Raw genomic sequence first — 18,493 nt, 5'->3', positions numbered from 1 at the left:
CGATGGGCTTCGTGATCGGACACGGCCTAGTCCCCGCTCGCCGAGCACTGTGCGGCACACTCGGGGAATGAGCACCGCCCTGGACGAACTCGCCGGGAACTTCGCCGCATTGCGGCCCCATCTGGTGTCGGTCGCCTACCGGCTCACCGGCACGCTGTCCGACGCCGAGGACGCGGTACAGGAGTCGTGGCTGCGCCTGAGCGGCATGGACGAACGCCGCCGCTCCGCCATCGAGGACCACAAGGGCTGGCTGACCACCGTCGTCAGCCGGATCTGCCTCGACCGGCTGCGGTCCGCGGTGGTACGCCGCGAACGGTACGTCGGGGAATGGCTGCCCGAGCCGGTCCTCGGCCCGCTGGGCACACCTTCGTCGGAAGACCCGCTGGCCGTCGCCGTCCGCGACGACGGCATGCGCATGGCCGCGATGGTGGTCCTCGACCGGCTGACGCCGGAACAGCGTGTCGCGTTCGTCCTGCACGACGCGTTTTCGGTGCCGTTCGGCGAGATCGCCGAGATCCTGGGCTGCACGACGGACGCCGCGCGCCAGCACGGTTCCCGCGGCCGCCGCGCGGTCGCCGACGCCGATCCGCCGCCCCGGACCGCGCTCGCCGAGCAGCAGCAGATCATCGAGAAGTTCATGACGGCGATGCTCACCGGGGACATCCAGGCGGTGGCGGAGGTCCTGCATCCCGACGTCGTCCTCGTCGGCGACGGCGGCGGCAAGGCGCGCACGGCGGTGCACACGGTCGCCGGGTTCGACAAGGTCACCCGGCTGTTCCAGGGCCTCATGCGGATGTACGACCCGGCCGGGATGGAGCAGGCGAGGCTCGCGCTGGTCAACGGCGACCTCGGGTACTACCTCCCGCCGCAGCCCGGGTCCGAGCGGTACCGGGCGCTCGACGAGCACGTCGACGCCTTCGTCATCCGCGACGGGAAGATCGTGGCGATCTACGACATGGCGAACCCGGACAAGCTCACCACCGCGCGGACCCGTCTCGGCTCCTGACCGCGTTCAGTCCTCTAAATGCGCCCAAAGCGCATTTAGAGGACTAAACGCGGGTGGTCAGGGGAGCGGGATCTTGCAGGCGTCGCCCGAGGTGAAACCCTGCGCGGTGATGTCGAGCGCGCTGTTCATCCGGGCACGCATGTTCTCGAGGCCGATCTGGTAGGTCAGCTCGATGACGCCCTTGCGGCCGAACTCGCGTTCCAGTTCGGCGACCTGCTCGTCGGTGACGGTCACCGGGCTCGCGGTCATCGCGTCGGCGTACGCGAGCGCGAGCCGTTCCTGGCCGGTGAAGGCGGGCGACTTCGCGTAGTCGTCGATGTTCTTCAGCCGTTCGATGTCGAGACCCTCGTGCAGTTGCAGCATGGTCCCGAAGTCGATGCACCACGAGCAGCCGAGCCGGGTGGCGACGCGGTACACGGCCAGCTCGCGCACGTTCGACGGCAGCGTCCTGCTGGCCTTCTCCGCCATCATCTCGTGCATGCCGTTCGCCCGGAGCAGGGCCGGGTGGTGCGCGTAGACGGCCATCGGCTCGGGCACGGCGCCGAACCGCTTGCCTGCGAACTTGTAGAACAGCTTCAGCAGGAAGCCGGCGTCGGCGGTCTTCACGGCGGGAATGCGCGGCATGGTGTCCTCCTCGTGCGAGTGCGTTCACCGACTGGACGAGGCGGCCCGCGCGGACGTGACAGCACCGTCGGTGACGCGCACCACGCCGTCTTTTTCGCCTTTTCGCCGGAACCGCCAGTCGATCATCGCCGGTAGGCTGGTAAATCGGCACTTTTTCCTTCCACCGAGGAGGACCGATGCTCGCCGTCGAGGATCCCGCCACCGGACAACGGATCACGACCGTCCCCGACTGCGGGCCCGCCGAAGTCGACAAAGCGGTACGTGCCGCCGCGGCCGCCTCCCCCGCGTGGCGCGCCGCGGACCGGCGCGCGGCCTTGATGTCGTGCGCGGTTGTCGTCGAGGAGGCCGCATCCGTGCTGGCCCCCGTTCTCACCGAGGAGCAAGGGAAACCGCTTCGCGAAGCCGAAGCCGAGTTCGCCGGAGCGGCGGCCCGGTTCCGGTACTTCGCCGGGGCGCGGCCCGGATCCCGGATCGCCGGCGACGGACCGGTCGCCGCGATCGCGCCGTGGAACTTCCCCGTGCAGCTGGCCGTCGCGATGCTCGCACCGGCGTTCGCCGCGGGGAACACGGTGGTGCTCAAGCCTTCGCCGCGCACCCCGCTCACCACCCTGCACCTCGGCCGGATGCTGGCGGAGGTGCTGCCGCCGGGCGTGCTGACCGTGCTCACCGGCCAGGATCCCCTCGGCGAGCTCCTCATCGCGCATCCCGGGATCCGGCAGGTCGCCTTCACCGGCTCGGCCAAAACCGGGAAGCGGGTGTCGGCCGCGCCGGAATGGCGGCGGCTGGCGCTCGAACTGGGCGGCAACGATCCCGCGATCGTCCTTCCCGGCACCGACCCGGCCGCCATCGCGGAACGGCTCTTCTGGAGCGCTTTCGCCAACTGCGGGCAGATCGGCGTGGCGGTCGAGCGGGTCTACGCCGTCGGGCCGGTCTACGACGGCGTCGTCGAGGCGCTGGCGGCCATGGCGACGGAAGTCGTGGTGGGCGACGGAAGGACACCGGGGACCCAGATCGGCCCGGTGAACAACCGGCCGCGCCACGACCGCGTCACCGGTCTCACCGACGAAGCGCGGGCGAGCGGCGCGCGGATCGTCACCGGCGGACCGCTCGACGGGCCGGGCTATTTCTTCGCCCCGGCGATCCTCGCCGAAGCACACGACGGGATGCGAGTGGTGACCGAAGAGCAGTTCGGGCCGGTGCTGCCGGTCGTCCGGTGCTCCACAGTGGACGAAGCGGTCGGGCTCGCGAACGCCACGGCGCCCGGCTTGTGCGGATCGGTGTGGGGCGCGGACGAGGAGCACGCCGCCGAGGTCGCGGCACGGCTCGTTCGCGGCACCGTCCGGGTCAACGAACACCGGGCCGTCGAACCGTTCGCCGGCTCGCGATGGTCCGCGAGCCGTCAGGACCTCAGGGAGTGATCGTCCGGACGTCCCACACCCAGACGCCGTCGACGAATTCGGCGGGCTTCCGCAGCAGAAGGTCCACGGTGGTCCGGAAGGCGTCCTGGTGCTCGCGCGGGATCAGCACGAGCACGTCGGCGTTCCAGTACCGCAGATCCGCCAGCGCCTGCACCCGCTGCGATTCGGTGATCGTCGCCGGGACACCGGTCTGCTTGATCTGGTCGAAGATGACCGACGTCGGCCGCTGGATGGCGCCGTAGCGGCCGCGTTTGTCGTCGGGCCCGCTCGGGCCGACGAAGTAGCCCTCCGGCATCGAATAGCCGAGCCCCGCGTCGATCTGCCAGTGCAGCGGTTCGGATTCGCCGGAACTCGGCAAGGGCACGGGCACCACGGTCCCGCCGGGCGCGACGTAGTTCCGCCAGGTGCCGTCGGCGAGGAACCTTGGCGTCGGCGGCCGATCCTTGACGACCAGCTGCGTCGGCGCGATCGGCAGCAGGACCGCGATGACGACGCCGATCCACAGCAGCCGCAACGGGAATCGCCGCTCCCCCGGCACTTCGGGCAGTTTCGAGGCGACCGTGTACACGCGTTCGGTCGCCAGCGCGAGCAAGGCGCCGACGAGCGGGATGCAGCCCATCGCCAGCCGCGATTCCAGCAGCGACTCGAACAACGGAAGTTCCGAAAGAAGCTTCCACGGCCCCGGGATGCCGGTCTCCTCGTGCACCACGATCAGTTGCACACCAAGGGAAAGCCAGGCCATCACGAACATCGAGATCGCCAGCGCCCGCGCGAACACCTCGCGCCACAGCCAGGCGGTGACGACCACCATCAGCACGATCAACGGCCAGCCGAAGAAGGCGTTCTCCTCGGTGCGGTTCATCGACACGTCCGCGGCCGCCTGCGGCTGCCCGGCGACGGACTGCGTCGCGAACCGGGTGAACGCGGCCGTGTCGTTCCCGACCGGGCCGTGCTCGATCGCCTGATAGCTCTGCGGGCCGAAGAACTGCCACCACAGCGGGAAAGCGCACAGCACGAGCGCCACGAGCACCCCGATGCCGACGCCGATCCCCAGTGGTTTCGCCATCGGCGGGAACTCGCGGTAGTTCGTCGCGAAGTAGGCGATGGCGAAGATCGCGAACGCCATCGCGAAGATCAGCAGCGGTTCTTCGCCGAGGAAGATCTGGTACGCCGCCAGCAGGCCGAGGAAGATCCCGTTGCGGACCGGGCGTTCGCCGCGCGCGATCTTGAAGACCTTCAACGCGATGAACGGCAGCACGAACCACGCGACGAAGTTCGGGTGCGCGTTGCCGTGCGAGATCATCGGCGGGGCGAAGCCGGCGAAGGCGCCGCCGATGGCCGCGCCGACCCGGTGCGTGACCAGATGCCGTGAGAAGACCCAGTACCAGGCCGCCGCCGTGCCGGCGAGACCGCCGGTGAGCGCGATGGCCCAGGTGACCGTCGGGCCGAAGGTGAGCGTGACCGGTGAGAGCGGGATGCCGATGCCGAGCATCGCCGTGTTGGCCATCAGGTTCACGCCGAGCGGATGGTTCTGGAAATGCGAACTGAGCGGATTCCTCAGATGCAGCACGTTGTCCGCGGTGACGGAGAAGAACCACTCCCACAGGTTCTGATCCGACGCGCTGTTCCAGAGATAGCCTTCCTTGAGGTCGAGCCAGAGCCCGTTGTAGAGCAGGAAGGCGAACAGCAGGAAGCCGCCCATGATGGCGGCGTCGGCGGCGGCGAACCGGCGAGGTCTCGTGGGAGTGTCCCCGGCTTCCACGTCCGCCTCAGCCTGGAAAAGACTCACTGACCGTCCTCACGGCTCGACTACGCGGGCGAGAAAGTAGATCACACCCGTCGAGGCATGCCTCACGAGCAGAAGGAAGGGGCGATCGACGGCGACTTCCAGGGGTTCGTCGACGATGAGCGACGTCAGCCGCATCAGCACCGCTGTCGCGGCGGCGCCTTCGAGGCCCTGTTCGTCGATGCGGAGCACGGATTGGTGGAGCACCTCGGACACTTCGAGCCGGTCGTCGTCGGCGAGCCCGGTGAGGTCGGCGCCGCCGGTGAACATCGTCCGCACGCCGAGATCCTGGAGCTTCGACGTCAACGGGCTGTCGACGTCGAGATCGAGTTTCGGCAGGGACAGCGCGATCGTCTTGGACCGCGTGTTCTCCAGCAGCCGCGCCAGCTTCGCCGCGTCGAGTTCGGCGTCGTCGAGGTCGCCGTCGGGCAGCAGGACGATCGCCTCCACCCCGCCCTCCGCGCCGAGCCGGACGACCTGCCAGCCGTCCTCGTGGGTGTGGTCGAGCTGTTTTTCGAGCCACATCGTCGGCACCGTACGGGTGCCGGACGGCGCGTGGAAGTCCGCGGGCGCGGTGTTGTCACGCGAGAACGGATTGGTCCAGGCGGTTTTGAGATACAGGGCGTTGACGATCGCGGCGACGGTGTCCCGCGCGACGGTCCCCGGCTTCAGGAGTTCGGGGATCAGTTCGCGGGTGGCCTCGGCGACGTCGGCGTTGATCAGCCGTCGCGCGGCCTCCGGATCTTCGCCGAACGGGGCGCTCTCGACCTTCCCGCCCGGCCAGGTCGCGAGTTCGTCGCGGAAGGAGTCTTCGAGCGGCAGCCCGTCCCAGGCCCAGAGCGTGTTCGCGACCGCGAGTTCGGGACCGTCTTCGAGCAGGGACGAGGCCTTGCCCAGCAGGTCGGCGAGCTCGTCCGGGTCGCCGAGCAGCGCGATCAGCTCCTCGCGGGTCTTCCCCTTGGCGGCCTGGGTCACCAGGCCGAGCGCGCTCGCGATCGAGTACGGCGAGAAGCACGCGTTCTGCCCGCGGCTCGCCAGCACCCGATAGAGGTCCAGACCAAACCGGAGGTGGCTTTCGACAGCTCCCATGCCGCAGACCGTACCGTGCACGGGCCCGTCCGTCTCCTGTCCGAAGGTAGGTCCTCGTGAGTGGTAAGGACGGTTAGAACCGTCCTTACCACTCACGAGGACCTCAGCCGTGGCGGCCGGTGTGCCAGGCGTGCCACGCGTACGCCTGGGCGTCCGTGAGCGACGCCACCTGGTCGACGACCACGCGCAGACGGGCCGCGTCGTCCGAGGCGGCCTCCCAGGCGGGCAGGAACAGGCCGTCGAGCGCGTCCGGCGCGCGGCGGCACAGCGCGCCGACCAGTTCGGCGAGCGTCTGACGCTGGCCGTCCTGCATCGCGAGGCGCCGCCTGTCGCTCATCACGTACCGCAGCGCGAGCGCCTTGAACAGCGCGACCTCGGCCGCGACCTGCTCCGGAACGACCAGGCGCGCGGCGTAGCGGCTCAGCGGTCCTTCGCCGTACGCCTCCCTCGTCGCGCCGACCACCGCCGTCGCGAACCGGCCGACCAGCTCACTCGTCAGCCGTTTCAGCGCGACCTGCGCCTTGAGCGAGCCGTCGAGCCCCGGTCCGGTGAGTTCCGCGACCACGGGCAGGTCGAGCAGTTCCTTCGCCGCACCTTCCAAAGTGGACTGGGACTGGTGCGAAAACCTCCGCGCCGCCTCGGCCACCGCCGCGCGTTCCTCCGCGTCGGCCAATACCCGCAACGAGATCCGGCCCGCCAGCACGCCGTCCTCGACGTCGTGCACGGAATACGCGACGTCGTCGGACCAGTCCATGATCTGCGCTTCCAGACAGGTGCGGCGCTCCGGCGCTCCTCGCCGGACCCACGCGAAGACCTCGGCGTCGTCGGCGTACACGCCGTACTTCGGATTGCCTTCCTCACGGGTCCACGGATACTTCGTCGAGGCGTCGAGGCAGGCGCGGGTGAGGTTCAGCCCGCCGGCGGCCCCGCCTTCGAGCAGGACCTTGGGCTCCAGCCTGGTCAGGATCCGCAAGGTCTGCGCGTTGCCCTCGAACCCGCCGCACGGCTGCGCGACCTCGTCCAGCGCGCGCTCGCCGTTGTGCCCGAACGGCGGATGCCCGATGTCGTGCGCGAGACCGGCGGTGTCCACCAGATCCGGGTCCGCGCCCAGCTCGTCCGCGATCCCCCTGCCGATCTGGGCGACCTCCAGCGAATGCGTCAGCCGTGTGCGCGGCACGCCGCTGACCTCGGCACCTTCACCAGGGCCGACCACCTGGGTCTTGCCCGCCAGCCGCCGCAGGGCCGCCGAGTGCAGCACGCGTGCGCGATCACGGGCGAAGGCGCTCCGCCCGTCTTCCGCGCCCTCCAGCGCCGCGCCCTTGGGCCGCTCGGGCAGCAGGCGCGCCCTGTCGGCCTCGGTGTAGATGTCGCTCACCAGCCAAGCTTAGGCGCGATCACCGACACTTATCGGCTTCAGACCTCCGCGGGGAACCTGGTGAGGCGGTAATACAGCAACGCGCCGGTCTCGCGGACGATGTAGCGCGCCTGCGTCTCGCGGGCCTGCACGATCGGGCCGCGGTGGGTGGGCGACGTCCAGGCGTCGAGCCCGAGGTCGTCGGCCATCACCCGCGCCCGGAACGAGTGCCACGGGTCGCTGACCAGCACGGCCGTCTTCCAGCCTCGCTGCTGCACCTGCTCGGCGACCGCGCGGAGGCTGCGCAGGGTGTCGCTGCCCTCACCGACCGGCAGCGTCGCCGACACCGGCACACCCCGTTTGCGCAGCCACTGCGCGCCCGCGTGGGCCTCGGTGTAGTTGTCGTCGGCCTTCTTGCCGCCCGCGGTGACGATCACCTTCGCGACGCCCTGGTCGTACAGCGTCTTCGCCTTGGCCAGCCGGGCCTGGAAGATCTCCGACGGCCTGCCGTTGTACTGGGCCGCGCCGAGCACCACGATGACGTCGGCCCGGTCGCGCACGTCCTCCCGCGCCACCTGCCAGACCCGGAACGCCGTTCCGCCGATCAGCGCGACGACGATCAGCAGGAACCCCGCCAAGGTCCGGCGCACCCAGTTCGCGCGGGTGGGTTTGGTCCGTTCGGCGGTACTCACGGGGGTGATTCTCGCAGAGCGGCAGGGTGATCTCAGAGCCAGCCGTGCTCTTCCGCGAGCCGCACCGCCTCGGCCCGGGTCCTCGCCCCGGTCTTGCCCATCGCGGCCGAAAGATGGTTGCGCACGGTGCCTTCGGAAAGGTGCAGCGAGCGGGCGATATCGGCCACCGTGCTGCCGTCCTTGGCGGCCTTCAGCACGTCGTGTTCGCGTCCGGTGAGCGGGCTCGCGCCGGTGGCGAGCGATTCGGCGGCGAGTGCGGGATCGACCACCCGGAGCCCGCCGTGGACCCGGCGGACGGCGTCGACGAGCTGTTCTGGCGGGGCGTCCTTGACCACGAATCCCGCGGCACCCGCCGCCATCGCCCGCGACAGGTAGCCGGGCCGCCCGAAGGTGGTGCAGATGATGATCCGGCACAACGGGAGCGCGCCGTGCAGTTCGGCGGCGGCTTCGAGACCGTCCTTGCCCGGCATCTGCACGTCGAGCAGCGCGACGTCCGGGGCGGTCTCCTTCGCCCGCTGGAGCACTTCGTCGCCCGAGCCGACCTGGGCGACCACCTCGATGTCGGCTTCGAGGCCGAGCACGGTGGCCAGCGCCCCGCGCACCATCGCCTGGTCGTCGGCGAGCAGGACCCGGATCACGCGCAGCCTCCAGCGGGTTCGGAGAGCGGCGCGGGCACGCCACTCCGCAGCGCGGACTCGGGTACGTCCGCCCGGACGAGCCATCCTCCCCCAGGCGGCGTGGTGGCGGTCAAGGTCCCGCCGACCGCGTCCAGCCGTTCGGTGAGGCCGCGCAGGCCGTTTCCCTCCATCGCCTCGCCGCCTTCGCCGTCGTCCTCGACTTCCAGCCAGGTCTTGCCGAGACGGACCTTCACCCGCTTCGCCCCGGAATGCCGGATCACGTTGGTGACCGCTTCCCGCAGCACGTAGCCGAAAATGCGCTGCAGGGCCGGGTCGACGTCGTCCACCGCGTGCGGCAGATCCGCGTCGATCTCGGCCGCCCGCAACGCCGCCCGCGCACCGGCGACCTCCGCCGGCAGCGACACCTCGCGATATTCGGAGACCGTGGCGCGGATATCCGAAAGCGCGCTGCGGGTCAGGCTCTCGACCTCGCGGATCTCCTGCAGCGCGCGGGTGTCGTCCTTGCCGCTCTCCAGGATGCGGCGGGCGAGCCCCGCCTTGACCGTGATGGTGGTGAGGCTGTGGCCGAGGATGTCGTGCAGATCCCGCGCCAGCCGCTCGCGTTCGCCCGCCACCGCGAGCGTGGCGATCTCCCGGTTCGCCGCCTCCAGTTTCCGCACCGCGCGGACCAGGTTCGCCATGAAGAACATCGCCGCCGTGATGGAGGTGACCGCCACCAGGTCGCCGAAGTCGTCCTTCCCGATGACCAGGTGGACGGCCAGCACCACCAGCAGCGCGCCAGCGTCCAGGATCAGCGCCCACGCCGGCGGCAACGTGAAGGCCAGCACCGCCGTCGCGTAGATCAGGATGTACGGGTTGTTGCCGTGCAGGAACACCAGGGTGAGACCGATGAGCAGCATCACCACCGAGAAGACGTAGGTCAGCTTCCGGCGGGAAGGCCGCAGGCTGAGCGGGAACAGCACGTAACAGGAGCCGTAGAAGAGCAGGAGCGCGGCGATCACCAGCTCTTTCCCGGTCACCCCGTCGGTGGCCAGATCGACCGCCGCGGGGACGAGGCTGGGCCCGATGAAGGCGAGACCGAAGAGCACCCACCGCCTCGGCCGGGGACCGCGGCCGGTTCGCGGCGGCATGTCCGCCCACCAGTTCTCCCGGCTGTTCAAGCCCGTCTCGACCCTGCCCGGGTAGTCGCTCACCGGTTCACCCATCTCTCAAACCCGCGCACTGTCCTTACGGTAACGCCTGATCACCAGCGCCCCGAGGACCGCGGTCCACGCCGCCAGCACGCCGAGCGCGGCCGGGAGACTCACCGTCAGCTGGTCGGTGACCACCGGGCGGACCAGCTGGATCAGCCAGTACGTCGGCGTCACCTGGGCGATGTCGGCCATCCACGACGGCATCCCGTCGATCGGGATCCACAGGCCGCCCAGGAAACCCATGCCCATCATGACGATCATGTTCAGCGGCTGCATCGACTCCGGTGTGCCGAACTGGCCCAGCAGCAGGCCGAGCAGCACCAGCGGGATCGCGCCGAGCCAGCAGCCCAGCACCAGCCGCAGCCAGCCGGCGGCGTCGAGGTGGACGCCCTGGAACAGGACGCCGATCAGCGGGACGACGAGCAGCGACGGAAGCGCGACGAGCATCGCCGAGAGGGCCTTGCCGCCGAGGTAGCCGGCGCCGGTCAGCGGGGTCAGCCGCAGCTGGCGCTGCCAGCCCGTGGACCGCTCGATGGCCAGTTTCGCGCCGCTCGTCATCGCGGCGGAGAAGGCGCCGAAGGCCATCATGTTGACCATGATCACGCCGGCGATGTTCAGTTGGCCCGAGGCGAAAACGTTGGCCTGCAACAGGAACATCAGCACCGGGAAGGCGATGGCGAAGAGCACGAACCGGGTGGACCGGAAGGTGCGGACGATCTCGGTCTTGAGGTAGGTGGGGTTCATCGGACGGTTTCCTCGGTGGCATCGGTGGTCAGGGAAAGGAAGGCGCCTTCGAGGCCGACGGCGCCGATCTCGATGTCGCGTGCTTCGGGCACGTGGGCCAGCAACGCCCGCAGCGTGACGTCGGAATCGGAACTGGAGATCGCCGCCCGGCCGGCGCGGAGTTCGAACCCGGTGACCGCGGGCAGCCCCGCGATCACCGGCTCCGCCGCCGCGGGCACCACCGCGCGGATCGTGCGTCCCCCGGCCAGCGCACGGACCTGCGCGACCGAACCGTCCGCGACGATCCGCCCCGACCGCATCAGCACGACACGGTCGGCGAACTCTTCGGCCTCTTCGAGGTAGTGGGTGGCGAACAGGACCGTGCGGCCGGAGTCCGTGTACTCGTACATGGACTTCCAGAACTCGCGGCGCGTGCCGACGTCCATCGCGGCGGTCGGCTCGTCGAGGATCAGCAGATCGGGGTCGCTCACGAGCGCGACGGCGAACCGCACACGCTGCTTCTGCCCACCGGAAAGCCTGGTGGAGCGCCGGTTCGCGAGGTCCTCGATCCCGGCGCGGCGCAACGCCTCCCGCACGGGCATCGGCTCGCGGTGCAGCGCCGCGACCATGCCGACGGTCTCGGCGACCGTGAGATCTTCGACGAGCGCGCCGCCCTGCAGCATCGCGCCGATCATCCCGTCGCCGACCGCGTCACCCGGCTCGCGGCCGAACACGGTCACCGTGCCGCTGTCGGGCACGCTCAGGCCCAGGATCATGTCGACGGTGGTGGATTTGCCCGCGCCGTTGGGGCCGAGGAGCGCGACCACCTCGCCCGGCGCGATCGTCATGTCCACGCCGTCGACCGCGTGGACGTCGCCATAGTGCTTACGCAGCCCGGAAAGCCGTACCGCCGCCCCCGCGGTGATGTCTTGTTCTCGCATACCTCGAGCTTGTCGCGCGGGGGCGCCGCGGACGTGGGCCGCGCGTCATGACCTGAGGGTGACAGTTGTCAGGGGTGGCACAGCGCGTGAAGGCCCCCTTCCCTCGGCTGAGCCGAGGGAAGGGGGCCTTCACGCGCAATACGACCTCAGCAGCCGATCAGCCGGCCCGCCAGGTACGACTCCAGCTTGTCGATCGCGACCCGCTCCTGCGCCATGGTGTCGCGCTCCCGCACGGTCACCGCGAGATCGTCGAGCGTGTCGAAGTCGACGGTGACGCAGAACGGCGTCCCGATCTCTTCCTGACGCCGGTACCGCTTGCCGATCGAGCCGGCGTCGTCGAAGTCGACGTTCCAGTGCTTGCGCAGCGCCGCCGCGACGTCGCGCGCCTTCGGCGTGAGATCGGCGTTGCGGGACAACGGAAGCACGGCGACCTTGAACGGCGCGAGCCGGTAGTCCAGCTTCAGCACGGCGCGTTTGTCGACGCCGCCCTTGGCGTTCGGGACCTCGTCCTCGTGGTAGGCGTCGACGAGGAACGCCATCATCGACCGGCCGACACCGGCCGCGGGCTCGATGACGAACGGGCGGAACCGCTGCTTCGAAGCCTGGTCGAAGAACGACAGGTCGACGCCGGAGTGGTTCGAGTGCGTCGTGAGGTCGAAGTCGGTGCGGTTCGCGATGCCTTCGAGCTCGCCCCATTCCTGGCCCGCGTTGAACGCGAAGCGGTACTCGATGTCGACGGTGCGCTTCGAGTAGTGGGAGAGCTTTTCCTTCGGGTGCTCGTAGTGGCGCAGGTTCTCCGGCTTGATGCCGAGGTCCTTGTACCACTCGGTGCGCGCGTCGATCCAGTACTGGTGCCAGGTCTCGTCCTCGCCCGGCTCGACGAAGAACTCCATCTCCATCTGCTCGAACTCGCGCGTGCGGAAGATGAAGTTGCCCGGCGTGATCTCGTTCCGGAACGACTTGCCGATCTGGCCGATGCCGAACGGCGGCTTCTTCCGCGCGGTGGTCTGCACGTTGAGGAAGTTGATGAAGATGCCCTGCGCGGTCTCCGGACGGAGGTAGTGCACGCCTTCCTCGGACTCGACCGGGCCGAGGAAGGTCTTGAGCATCATGTTGAAGTCACGCGGCGCGGTGTACTGCCCGCGGTTGCCGCAGTTCGGGCACGGCACCTCGGACAGGTCGTCCTCGGACACCTCCTTGCCCGAACGCGCGGAGAAGTCCTCGGCCAGCTGGTCGGCGCGGAACCGCTTGTGGCAGGAGAGACATTCGATCAGCGGGTCGGTGAAGACGTCGAGGTGACCCGACGCGACCCACACCTGGCGCGGCAGGATCACCGACGAGTCGAGGCCGACGACGTCGTCGCGGCTCTGCACGACGGTCTTCCACCACTGGCGCTTGATGTTGTCCTTGAGTTCGACACCGAGGGGCCCGTAGTCCCACGCCGACTTGGTACCGCCGTAGATCTCTCCACACGGGAAAACGAAGCCTCGACGCTTGCACAGGCTGACGACGGTCTCAATGGTGTTGGCGGGCACTCCACGCTCCGAAGCATGCGGGGACGGGTATGGGCTAGAAGGACAAGACTAACCGCCCGTCCCCGCACGACCTCCGGCGAGGTCGGACCGCTCAGGGCCTGCTGACCAACGAGGCGGTGACGATGCGGTTGTCCTCGTAACCGTCGGTCCCGCCGACGTACTCGCCACCGCAGGTGACCAGCACCAGGCGATGCGGCCCGTCCGGCCCGAACAGCTTCTCCGCCTGCTCGGCCAGCTTCGTCTTGTGCACGGTGACGATCTCGCCGATCTTGTACACCCACTTGCCGCCGTCGGTGTCGACGACGTCGACCTCCTGGCCGGTCTTGAGCCGCCACAATTCGTCGAACGGGCCCTTCCGCCCTTTCCAGTTCACATGCCCGGAAAGCAGGGAAGCGCCCTGCTCGGCGCCCAGTTTCGCGCCCCACCAGGTGGCTTCGTCGAGGCCCTCGGGGATGGGAAGGGTCCCGTCCGCGGTCAGCTCCTTGCGGATCAGTTTCGCCGTGCCGCCGCCGGGGAGTTTGACCGTTCCGGGCGCCTGTCCCGCGTCCGCCGGGGTCTGGGGCGTCTGTCCCGCGGACGTGTTCGCCTGGTCCTGCGTGGCCGCGACGACAGGATCACTCGTTCCGGTGAACACGAACACCGCGACCACGGCCGCCACCACGAAGATCGCGGCGCCGATGAGGATCAACCCCAGGCTGGAGCGCTTCTTCGGCTGCTCCTCGCTCGCCGTCTCGTCGTCGAACTGTCCCACCATCGGGTATTACTCCTTGCTCGCGTCTGGCCGCCGGAGCGGCCGGTGTCGCTAGACACGCGACGCGAGCCGACCTGGGTTGCATGACATTCCGCGTTTCGTCCTCTGAATGCGGTAGTTGCACGCGCAAGGACCGCATTCAGAGGACGAAACGCAGGTCAGGCGGGAGGCCCCGAAACGGGGGTCGCGACGATCACCCGGTTGTCCCGGTAGCCGTCGGTCCCGCCCAGGTAGTCGCCGCCGCAGGTGACGAGGACCAGCCGGTGCGGCCCGCTCTGCGCGAACAGCTTCGCCGCCTGCGCGGGCAGGTCGTTCTTGTGCACCGTGACGATCTCCCGCACGCGATAGACCCAGATACCGCCCGCCGCGTCGCTGACGGCCACCTCCTGGCCCTCCCGCATCCGCCACAGCTCGTCGAACGGCCCTTTGACGCCGCCCCAGTTGACGTGCCCGGAGATCAGCGCGGTACCCGCTTCGGCGCCGAGCCGCGCACCCCACCAGGCCGCGTCGCCGAGCCCGCGCGGGATCGGGAGGACGCCGGTGGAGTTGACCTCGGAGCGCACGAGCCTCGCCGATCCGCCTTCGGGCAGGCGTATGGTGCCGGGCCGCTGCCCGCGGACGTGACTGTCGGCGGGCAGCGCCAAGGGAGCGCCGTCCTCACCGGGCAAGACCGCGGGTTCGGCGAACGACACCGTCTGTTCCGGCGGGATCCAGGTCAGCACGATCACGCCCGCGGAGATGGCGAGCGCGGAGACGACGGCGGACAGTGCCGCCAGCCAGGGCCGCACGGGGCCGCTACTTCTCCCGCACCGGAACGGGCTTGCGACGGCGGAAGAGCAGCATGGCCGCGGCGCCGATCATGATGCCGCCGCCCAGCAGCCCCAGCCCGACCACGGTCCGCGTCGAGTCCTCGGCCTGCGGCGGGATACCGCCCGCGGGCACCGTCCCCGGCACCGCGGGCTGCTCGGGCGCCGCGCCCGGTCCGGTACCGCCGGCGGGCTTCGCGACGAAGTTCTTGGGGATCGAGCAGCTCACGCCGCCGAGCACGAGCGTCGTGCGGGCCTCGCGCAGGTCCTTGCCCGCGTCGTCGCGCACGTGCGTGACGATGTCCACCTTCCAGCCCGCCACCGCGGTCACGTCGCCGTTGCGCCAGCCGTCCTGCCGGATGAGCTGGTCGAAGGCGGTCACACGGGACACGGTCAGGTCGGAGGTGGTCTCGTCCTTGCCGATGTTCTCGTTCTTGATGACCGACGGCGGGCCGAGCTTGAGCCCCTTGACGTCGACACCCGAGGCGCCGGACGGTTTGAGCGCGCCGGTCTCGTCCCGCACCCAGATCTTGCCCACGCTCGTCGACGACGTCACCTTGCCCGGCGACGAGCAGTCGACGGCGCTCTTCGCGCCTTCGAGCACCAGCACGGTGTTGTCGGCGGGCTTCGCGCCCCCGCGCCCGTTGTCGAGCAGGGCGTAGTTGCTCTCGGCGACCGCCGTCGGGACCGTGGTCTGCTGCAGCGCGGCGACCACGTTGTGGTCACGGCTGGCGATACCGGGCGGGAACGGGCTCTGCGCGCCGAAGCGGCCCAGGTTGACGGCCCATTTGTCGCCGAAGGTGTTCTTCTCGCCGTCGTCGCGCGGGACGACGGTGCGGTCCGGGGAGAGTTTCGACTGGCCGGGCGTCAGCGGCGAGCGCTGGGTCTCGGTGATCAGCGATCCCGGGTTCCCGATGCGCACGGACGCCACATTCGCGAACGACACGGGGCCGGTCTTCTCATCGACGGCCTGCGTCGTCTGCGCCGAGGCGAGCCCCGGAACCGACGCCAAAGCGACGGCCGCCGTCGCGGCGGCCAGCTTCGTCACGAAACGAGTCATGTCTCCCCACTGCCTCTCCGGGCCCTCAGAGCGCGGTCGTCAGCGTACGAGAAGCGACGAAACGCTCCGCGACAACCTTGCACCGTTGGCGACCACATGCGAAGTGGAATGGTCATTTCTTTGCGAAGTCACCCGAATGGAGCAGTAACATCGCCGCCAAGTGGTCGCCCGGTCGGCGAACAGACCACCGGGGGCGGGAACACTAAGATGGGCTGGACTGTTACTGGCAATGACTTCGGAAATCATGATGGACATGGAGGCGGCGATGGCTACGGTGACCCCGGACTCTGCCGCCCCGGGCCTCGCGGAAGACCCCGGACCGCATTCGTCAGCCCGTCCCCCCGCCGAACCCGCCACGTCGGCTTCGCCCGCCGTCCTCGCGGACGCCGGCGACCTGCTCAGGGCGCTCGCCGCGCCCGTGCGCATCGCCATCGTCCTGCAGCTGCGTAACGCGGACAGGTGCGTGCACGAACTGGTGGACACGCTCGATGTGGCGCAGCCGCTGATCAGCCAGCACCTGCGGGTGCTGAAGACCGCGGGTGTCGTACAGGGTGAGCGACGCGGCCGTGAGGTGGTGTACCGGCTCGTCGACGATCACCTTGCGCATATCGTGGTGGACGCCGTAGCCCACGTTCAGGAGGGGAAGTGAGCATGAGTCCGACGACGGCCAACAGTTCCGCGCCGGTGCCGGGACGCCGGTCGACGAAACAGCGGGCCGCCGTGGTCGAGCTGCTCAAGGAGATCGACGACTTCCGTTCCGCCCAGGAACTGCACGACGAGCTGCGTAAACGCGGAGACGGCATCGGTCTCACCACGGTGTACCGGACGCTGCAGTCGCTGTCGGAGGCGGGCGAGATCGACGTCCTGCGCACCGACACCGGCGAGGCCATCTACCGGCGCTGCTCGTCGCACCACCACCATCACCTGGTGTGCCGTCTCTGCGGCAGCACCGTCGAGGTCGAGGGGCCCGCGGTGGAGCGGTGGGCCGAGAAGATCGCTTCGGAGCACGGGTTCTCCGACATCAGCCACACCGTGGAGATCGTGGGGACCTGCTCGAACCACTGACGAGCCGTGCGTCTCGTGAGTGGCAAGGACGGTTAGAACCGTCCTTGCCACTCACGAGGTGACACGGTCCGCTCAGTACTCGTACGGGTCCTTCGGCGCCGGCACCTGCCGCACCGACGTGAGCGTCAGGTCCGGCGTGTAGCTGTTCTCCCGCACCGCGGTCCCCGGCACGACCGTCCCGGTGACCTCCAGCCAGGTGTCGTTCCCGTAGCCCGGCACGCCCTCGCCCACCATCCGCACGGTGATCGGGAAGGCGTCGGCGGCGCAGCAGCCGATCACCATCCGCGCGAGCATCGTGTTGCCCTCGTTGTGCACGACGAACCCGGACAGCCGCACCGTCCGGCCGTTCAGCGAGCCGCTGGAATCCCACCCGGCCCGGCTGACGAACTCGTTGACCTCCAGCGGCACTACGTCCCCGGCGGGCAGGGGCGGGAAGGCGGCCGCGTTGCTCGCCGAAGCGCTCTGCGGCGCCCTGGCCTCGGTACGGGTCACCGAATCGGCGCCGAGCGCGGGCGGCGCGACCAGGAACACGGCCAGCACCGGCACCATCAGCAGCCAGGCCGACCGGGTGTTGTGGTCGTGCGCGTGGACGTCACCGGACACGACGGCGGCGGCCCGCGCGGCCAGCAGGTCGCGGACGATCGCGACCGCGCCCAACGCGACCATCACCGCGCCGCCCGCGATGATCCACGGCTGCTGCGCGGGTTTGACGTAACGCAGGTAGTCGCCGTTGATCGTGATCTTGAGCAGCGCGCCGCCGAGCAGGATCAGCAGGATGTTCTGGGTCTCGCGTTTCACGCCCCACCTCCGAGGATCAGCACACCCGACACGACGGCGCAGGACAGCGCGACCACGAACGTCACGGGCGCGAACCGCAGCGCGAACGATTTGCCGAAGGTGCCGGTCTGCAGGGCGAACAGCTTCACGTCGATCGCGGGCCCGACCACCAGGAACACCAGTTTCGGCAGCAGCGGCATCGCGGTCAGCGACGCGGCGACGAAGGCGTCGGCCTCACTGCACAGCGCCAGCACGACGGCGAGCACCGCCATCACCAGGACGCCGAGCACGATCTGCTCCCCCAGCACCCCGAACCATTTGGCGGGCACCAGCACGTTCATCGCGGCGGCGATCATCGCGCCGAGCACGAGGAACCCGCCCGCCTCGACCAGATCCGCCCGCGCGGTCTCGGCGAACGTCTTCCAGCGCGAACCGTGCTGAACCTCGGGAAGTCGCCGCAGAGCCCGCTCCGCGATCCAGTCGAGCTTGCCCCACTTCGCCCACAGCCAGCCCATCACCATCGCCGTGGCGAGCGAACCGGCGAACCGGGCGAACACCATTTCCGGATTCCCGGGGAACGCCACCGCCGTGGCGACCAGCACCACCGGGTTCACCGCGGGCGCGGCCAACAGGAACGTCAGCGCGGCAGCGGGCGCGACCCCCTGGCCGATCAGCCGCCGCGCGACCGGCACCGACGCGCATTCGCACCCCGGCAGGGCGACCCCGGCCAGCCCCGCGACCCCGACCGCCGCACCGGCCCGGCGAGGGAGCACCTTCTCCAGCACCCGCGCGGGCACGAACGCCGCGATCGCGCCGCTGATCAGCACCCCGAGCACCAGGAACGGCAGTGCCTGTACGCAGACGGCGACGAACACCGTCGAGCCGGTCCGCAGCGCGGGCACGTCGAACACCTGCTGGAGCCAGCTCTGCCCGAGGATCGCGATCAGCAGGATCGCGCAGAGCACCTCGATCGAGGTGATCTTGAACCGCCGGGCCGGCTTCTTCTCCGGGGCGCTCCTGGAAATGGTTTCCATG

The 18,493-nt window shown here is 69.7% G+C and carries 19 protein-coding genes; 4 read left to right on the top strand and 15 right to left on the bottom strand.

Annotation, left to right across the window (positions count from 1 at the left end):
* The first annotated feature begins 67 nt into the window (after positions 1-67).
* The gene (locus tag ACFWIW_RS19350) at positions 68-1,006 is read left to right on the top strand and encodes a sigma-70 family RNA polymerase sigma factor (protein WP_378369671.1); all 939 of its coding nucleotides are present in this window, start codon (positions 68-70) and stop codon (positions 1,004-1,006) included.
* A gap of 57 nt (positions 1,007-1,063) precedes the next feature.
* On the opposite strand, the gene ACFWIW_RS19345 is transcribed toward ACFWIW_RS19350, so the two are convergent.
* Positions 1,064-1,630, bottom strand: coding sequence for a carboxymuconolactone decarboxylase family protein (locus tag ACFWIW_RS19345; RefSeq protein WP_378369670.1), 567 nt, complete (start codon positions 1,628-1,630; stop codon positions 1,064-1,066).
* Between the two features lie 176 nt (positions 1,631-1,806).
* On the opposite strand from ACFWIW_RS19345, the gene ACFWIW_RS19340 reads away from it, so the two are divergent.
* A complete protein-coding gene (locus ACFWIW_RS19340) occupies positions 1,807-3,048 on the top strand; it encodes an aldehyde dehydrogenase family protein (RefSeq protein ID WP_378369669.1) in 1,242 nt (413 codons plus the stop codon).
* On the opposite strand, the gene ACFWIW_RS19335 is transcribed toward ACFWIW_RS19340, so the two are convergent.
* From ACFWIW_RS19335 to ACFWIW_RS19280, 12 genes are all read right to left on the bottom strand, one after another.
* On the bottom strand, positions 3,038-4,837 hold the full coding sequence (locus ACFWIW_RS19335) for a glycosyl transferase (protein ID WP_378369668.1): 1,800 nt from the start codon (positions 4,835-4,837) through the stop codon (positions 3,038-3,040). The two genes, ACFWIW_RS19340 and ACFWIW_RS19335, sit on opposite strands and share 11 nt — an antisense overlap.
* Positions 4,838-4,846: 9 nt before the next feature.
* Positions 4,847-5,923 carry a serpin family protein gene (locus ACFWIW_RS19330; RefSeq protein WP_378369667.1) on the bottom strand — a complete coding sequence of 359 codons (1,077 nt, stop codon included), beginning with the start codon at positions 5,921-5,923 and terminating at the stop codon, positions 4,847-4,849.
* A gap of 103 nt (positions 5,924-6,026) precedes the next feature.
* A complete protein-coding gene (locus ACFWIW_RS19325) occupies positions 6,027-7,298 on the bottom strand; it encodes a deoxyguanosinetriphosphate triphosphohydrolase (RefSeq protein WP_378369666.1) in 1,272 nt (423 codons plus the stop codon).
* A gap of 38 nt (positions 7,299-7,336) precedes the next feature.
* Positions 7,337-7,969, bottom strand: a complete 633-nt coding sequence (locus tag ACFWIW_RS19320; protein ID WP_378369665.1) for a YdcF family protein — start codon at positions 7,967-7,969, stop codon at positions 7,337-7,339.
* 32 nt (positions 7,970-8,001) lie between these two features.
* Positions 8,002-8,607, bottom strand: coding sequence for a response regulator transcription factor (locus ACFWIW_RS19315; protein ID WP_063274610.1), 606 nt, complete (start codon positions 8,605-8,607; stop codon positions 8,002-8,004).
* On the bottom strand, positions 8,604-9,800 hold the full coding sequence (locus ACFWIW_RS19310) for a sensor histidine kinase (RefSeq protein ID WP_378369664.1): 1,197 nt from the start codon (positions 9,798-9,800) through the stop codon (positions 8,604-8,606). Before ACFWIW_RS19310 ends, ACFWIW_RS19315 begins: the two co-directional genes overlap by 4 nt.
* A gap of 15 nt (positions 9,801-9,815) precedes the next feature.
* Positions 9,816-10,544: an ABC transporter permease gene (locus tag ACFWIW_RS19305; RefSeq protein WP_378369663.1), complete on the bottom strand. Its 729-nt coding sequence runs from the start codon at positions 10,542-10,544 to the stop codon at positions 9,816-9,818.
* On the bottom strand, positions 10,541-11,464 hold the full coding sequence (locus ACFWIW_RS19300; protein ID WP_378369662.1) for an ABC transporter ATP-binding protein: 924 nt from the start codon (positions 11,462-11,464) through the stop codon (positions 10,541-10,543). Before ACFWIW_RS19300 ends, ACFWIW_RS19305 begins: the two co-directional genes overlap by 4 nt.
* 146 nt (positions 11,465-11,610) lie before the next feature.
* Positions 11,611-12,999, bottom strand: coding sequence for a glycine--tRNA ligase (locus tag ACFWIW_RS19295; protein WP_378369661.1), 1,389 nt, complete (start codon positions 12,997-12,999; stop codon positions 11,611-11,613).
* A 91-nt stretch (positions 13,000-13,090) separates the two neighbouring features.
* Positions 13,091-13,753: a class F sortase gene (locus ACFWIW_RS19290; protein WP_378369660.1), complete on the bottom strand. Its 663-nt coding sequence runs from the start codon at positions 13,751-13,753 to the stop codon at positions 13,091-13,093.
* A 155-nt stretch (positions 13,754-13,908) separates the two neighbouring features.
* Entirely contained in the window at positions 13,909-14,538 is a 630-nt protein-coding gene (locus ACFWIW_RS19285; RefSeq protein ID WP_378369659.1) for a class F sortase, read from the bottom strand.
* A gap of 7 nt (positions 14,539-14,545) precedes the next feature.
* A complete protein-coding gene (locus ACFWIW_RS19280; protein ID WP_378369658.1) occupies positions 14,546-15,616 on the bottom strand; it encodes a hypothetical protein in 1,071 nt (356 codons plus the stop codon).
* 265 nt (positions 15,617-15,881) lie between these two features.
* On the opposite strand from ACFWIW_RS19280, the gene ACFWIW_RS19275 reads away from it, so the two are divergent.
* Together ACFWIW_RS19275 and ACFWIW_RS19270 are read left to right on the top strand one after the other, a co-directional pair.
* Positions 15,882-16,265, top strand: coding sequence for a helix-turn-helix transcriptional regulator (locus ACFWIW_RS19275; RefSeq protein ID WP_037343441.1), 384 nt, complete (start codon positions 15,882-15,884; stop codon positions 16,263-16,265).
* A 2-nt stretch (positions 16,266-16,267) separates the two neighbouring features.
* Positions 16,268-16,681 carry a Fur family transcriptional regulator gene (locus ACFWIW_RS19270; RefSeq protein WP_020629376.1) on the top strand — a complete coding sequence of 138 codons (414 nt, stop codon included), beginning with the start codon at positions 16,268-16,270 and terminating at the stop codon, positions 16,679-16,681.
* A 72-nt stretch (positions 16,682-16,753) separates the two neighbouring features.
* Here ACFWIW_RS19270 and ACFWIW_RS19265 read toward each other — a convergent pair whose 3' ends face one another.
* Both ACFWIW_RS19265 and ACFWIW_RS19260 read right to left on the bottom strand, forming a co-directional pair.
* The gene (locus ACFWIW_RS19265) at positions 16,754-17,479 is read right to left on the bottom strand and encodes a TIGR03943 family putative permease subunit (RefSeq protein ID WP_378369657.1); all 726 of its coding nucleotides are present in this window, start codon (positions 17,477-17,479) and stop codon (positions 16,754-16,756) included.
* A complete protein-coding gene (locus tag ACFWIW_RS19260; RefSeq protein ID WP_016332474.1) occupies positions 17,476-18,492 on the bottom strand; it encodes a permease in 1,017 nt (338 codons plus the stop codon). The genes ACFWIW_RS19265 and ACFWIW_RS19260 overlap by 4 nt, the downstream gene beginning before the upstream one ends.
* Position 18,493: the final 1 nt, after the last annotated feature.

The sequence above is a fragment of the Amycolatopsis sp. NPDC058340 genome, from assembly GCF_042723975.1.
Lineage (GTDB): Bacteria > Actinomycetota > Actinomycetes > Mycobacteriales > Pseudonocardiaceae > Amycolatopsis.
This window is presented reverse-complemented; position numbering and strand designations above follow the sequence as displayed.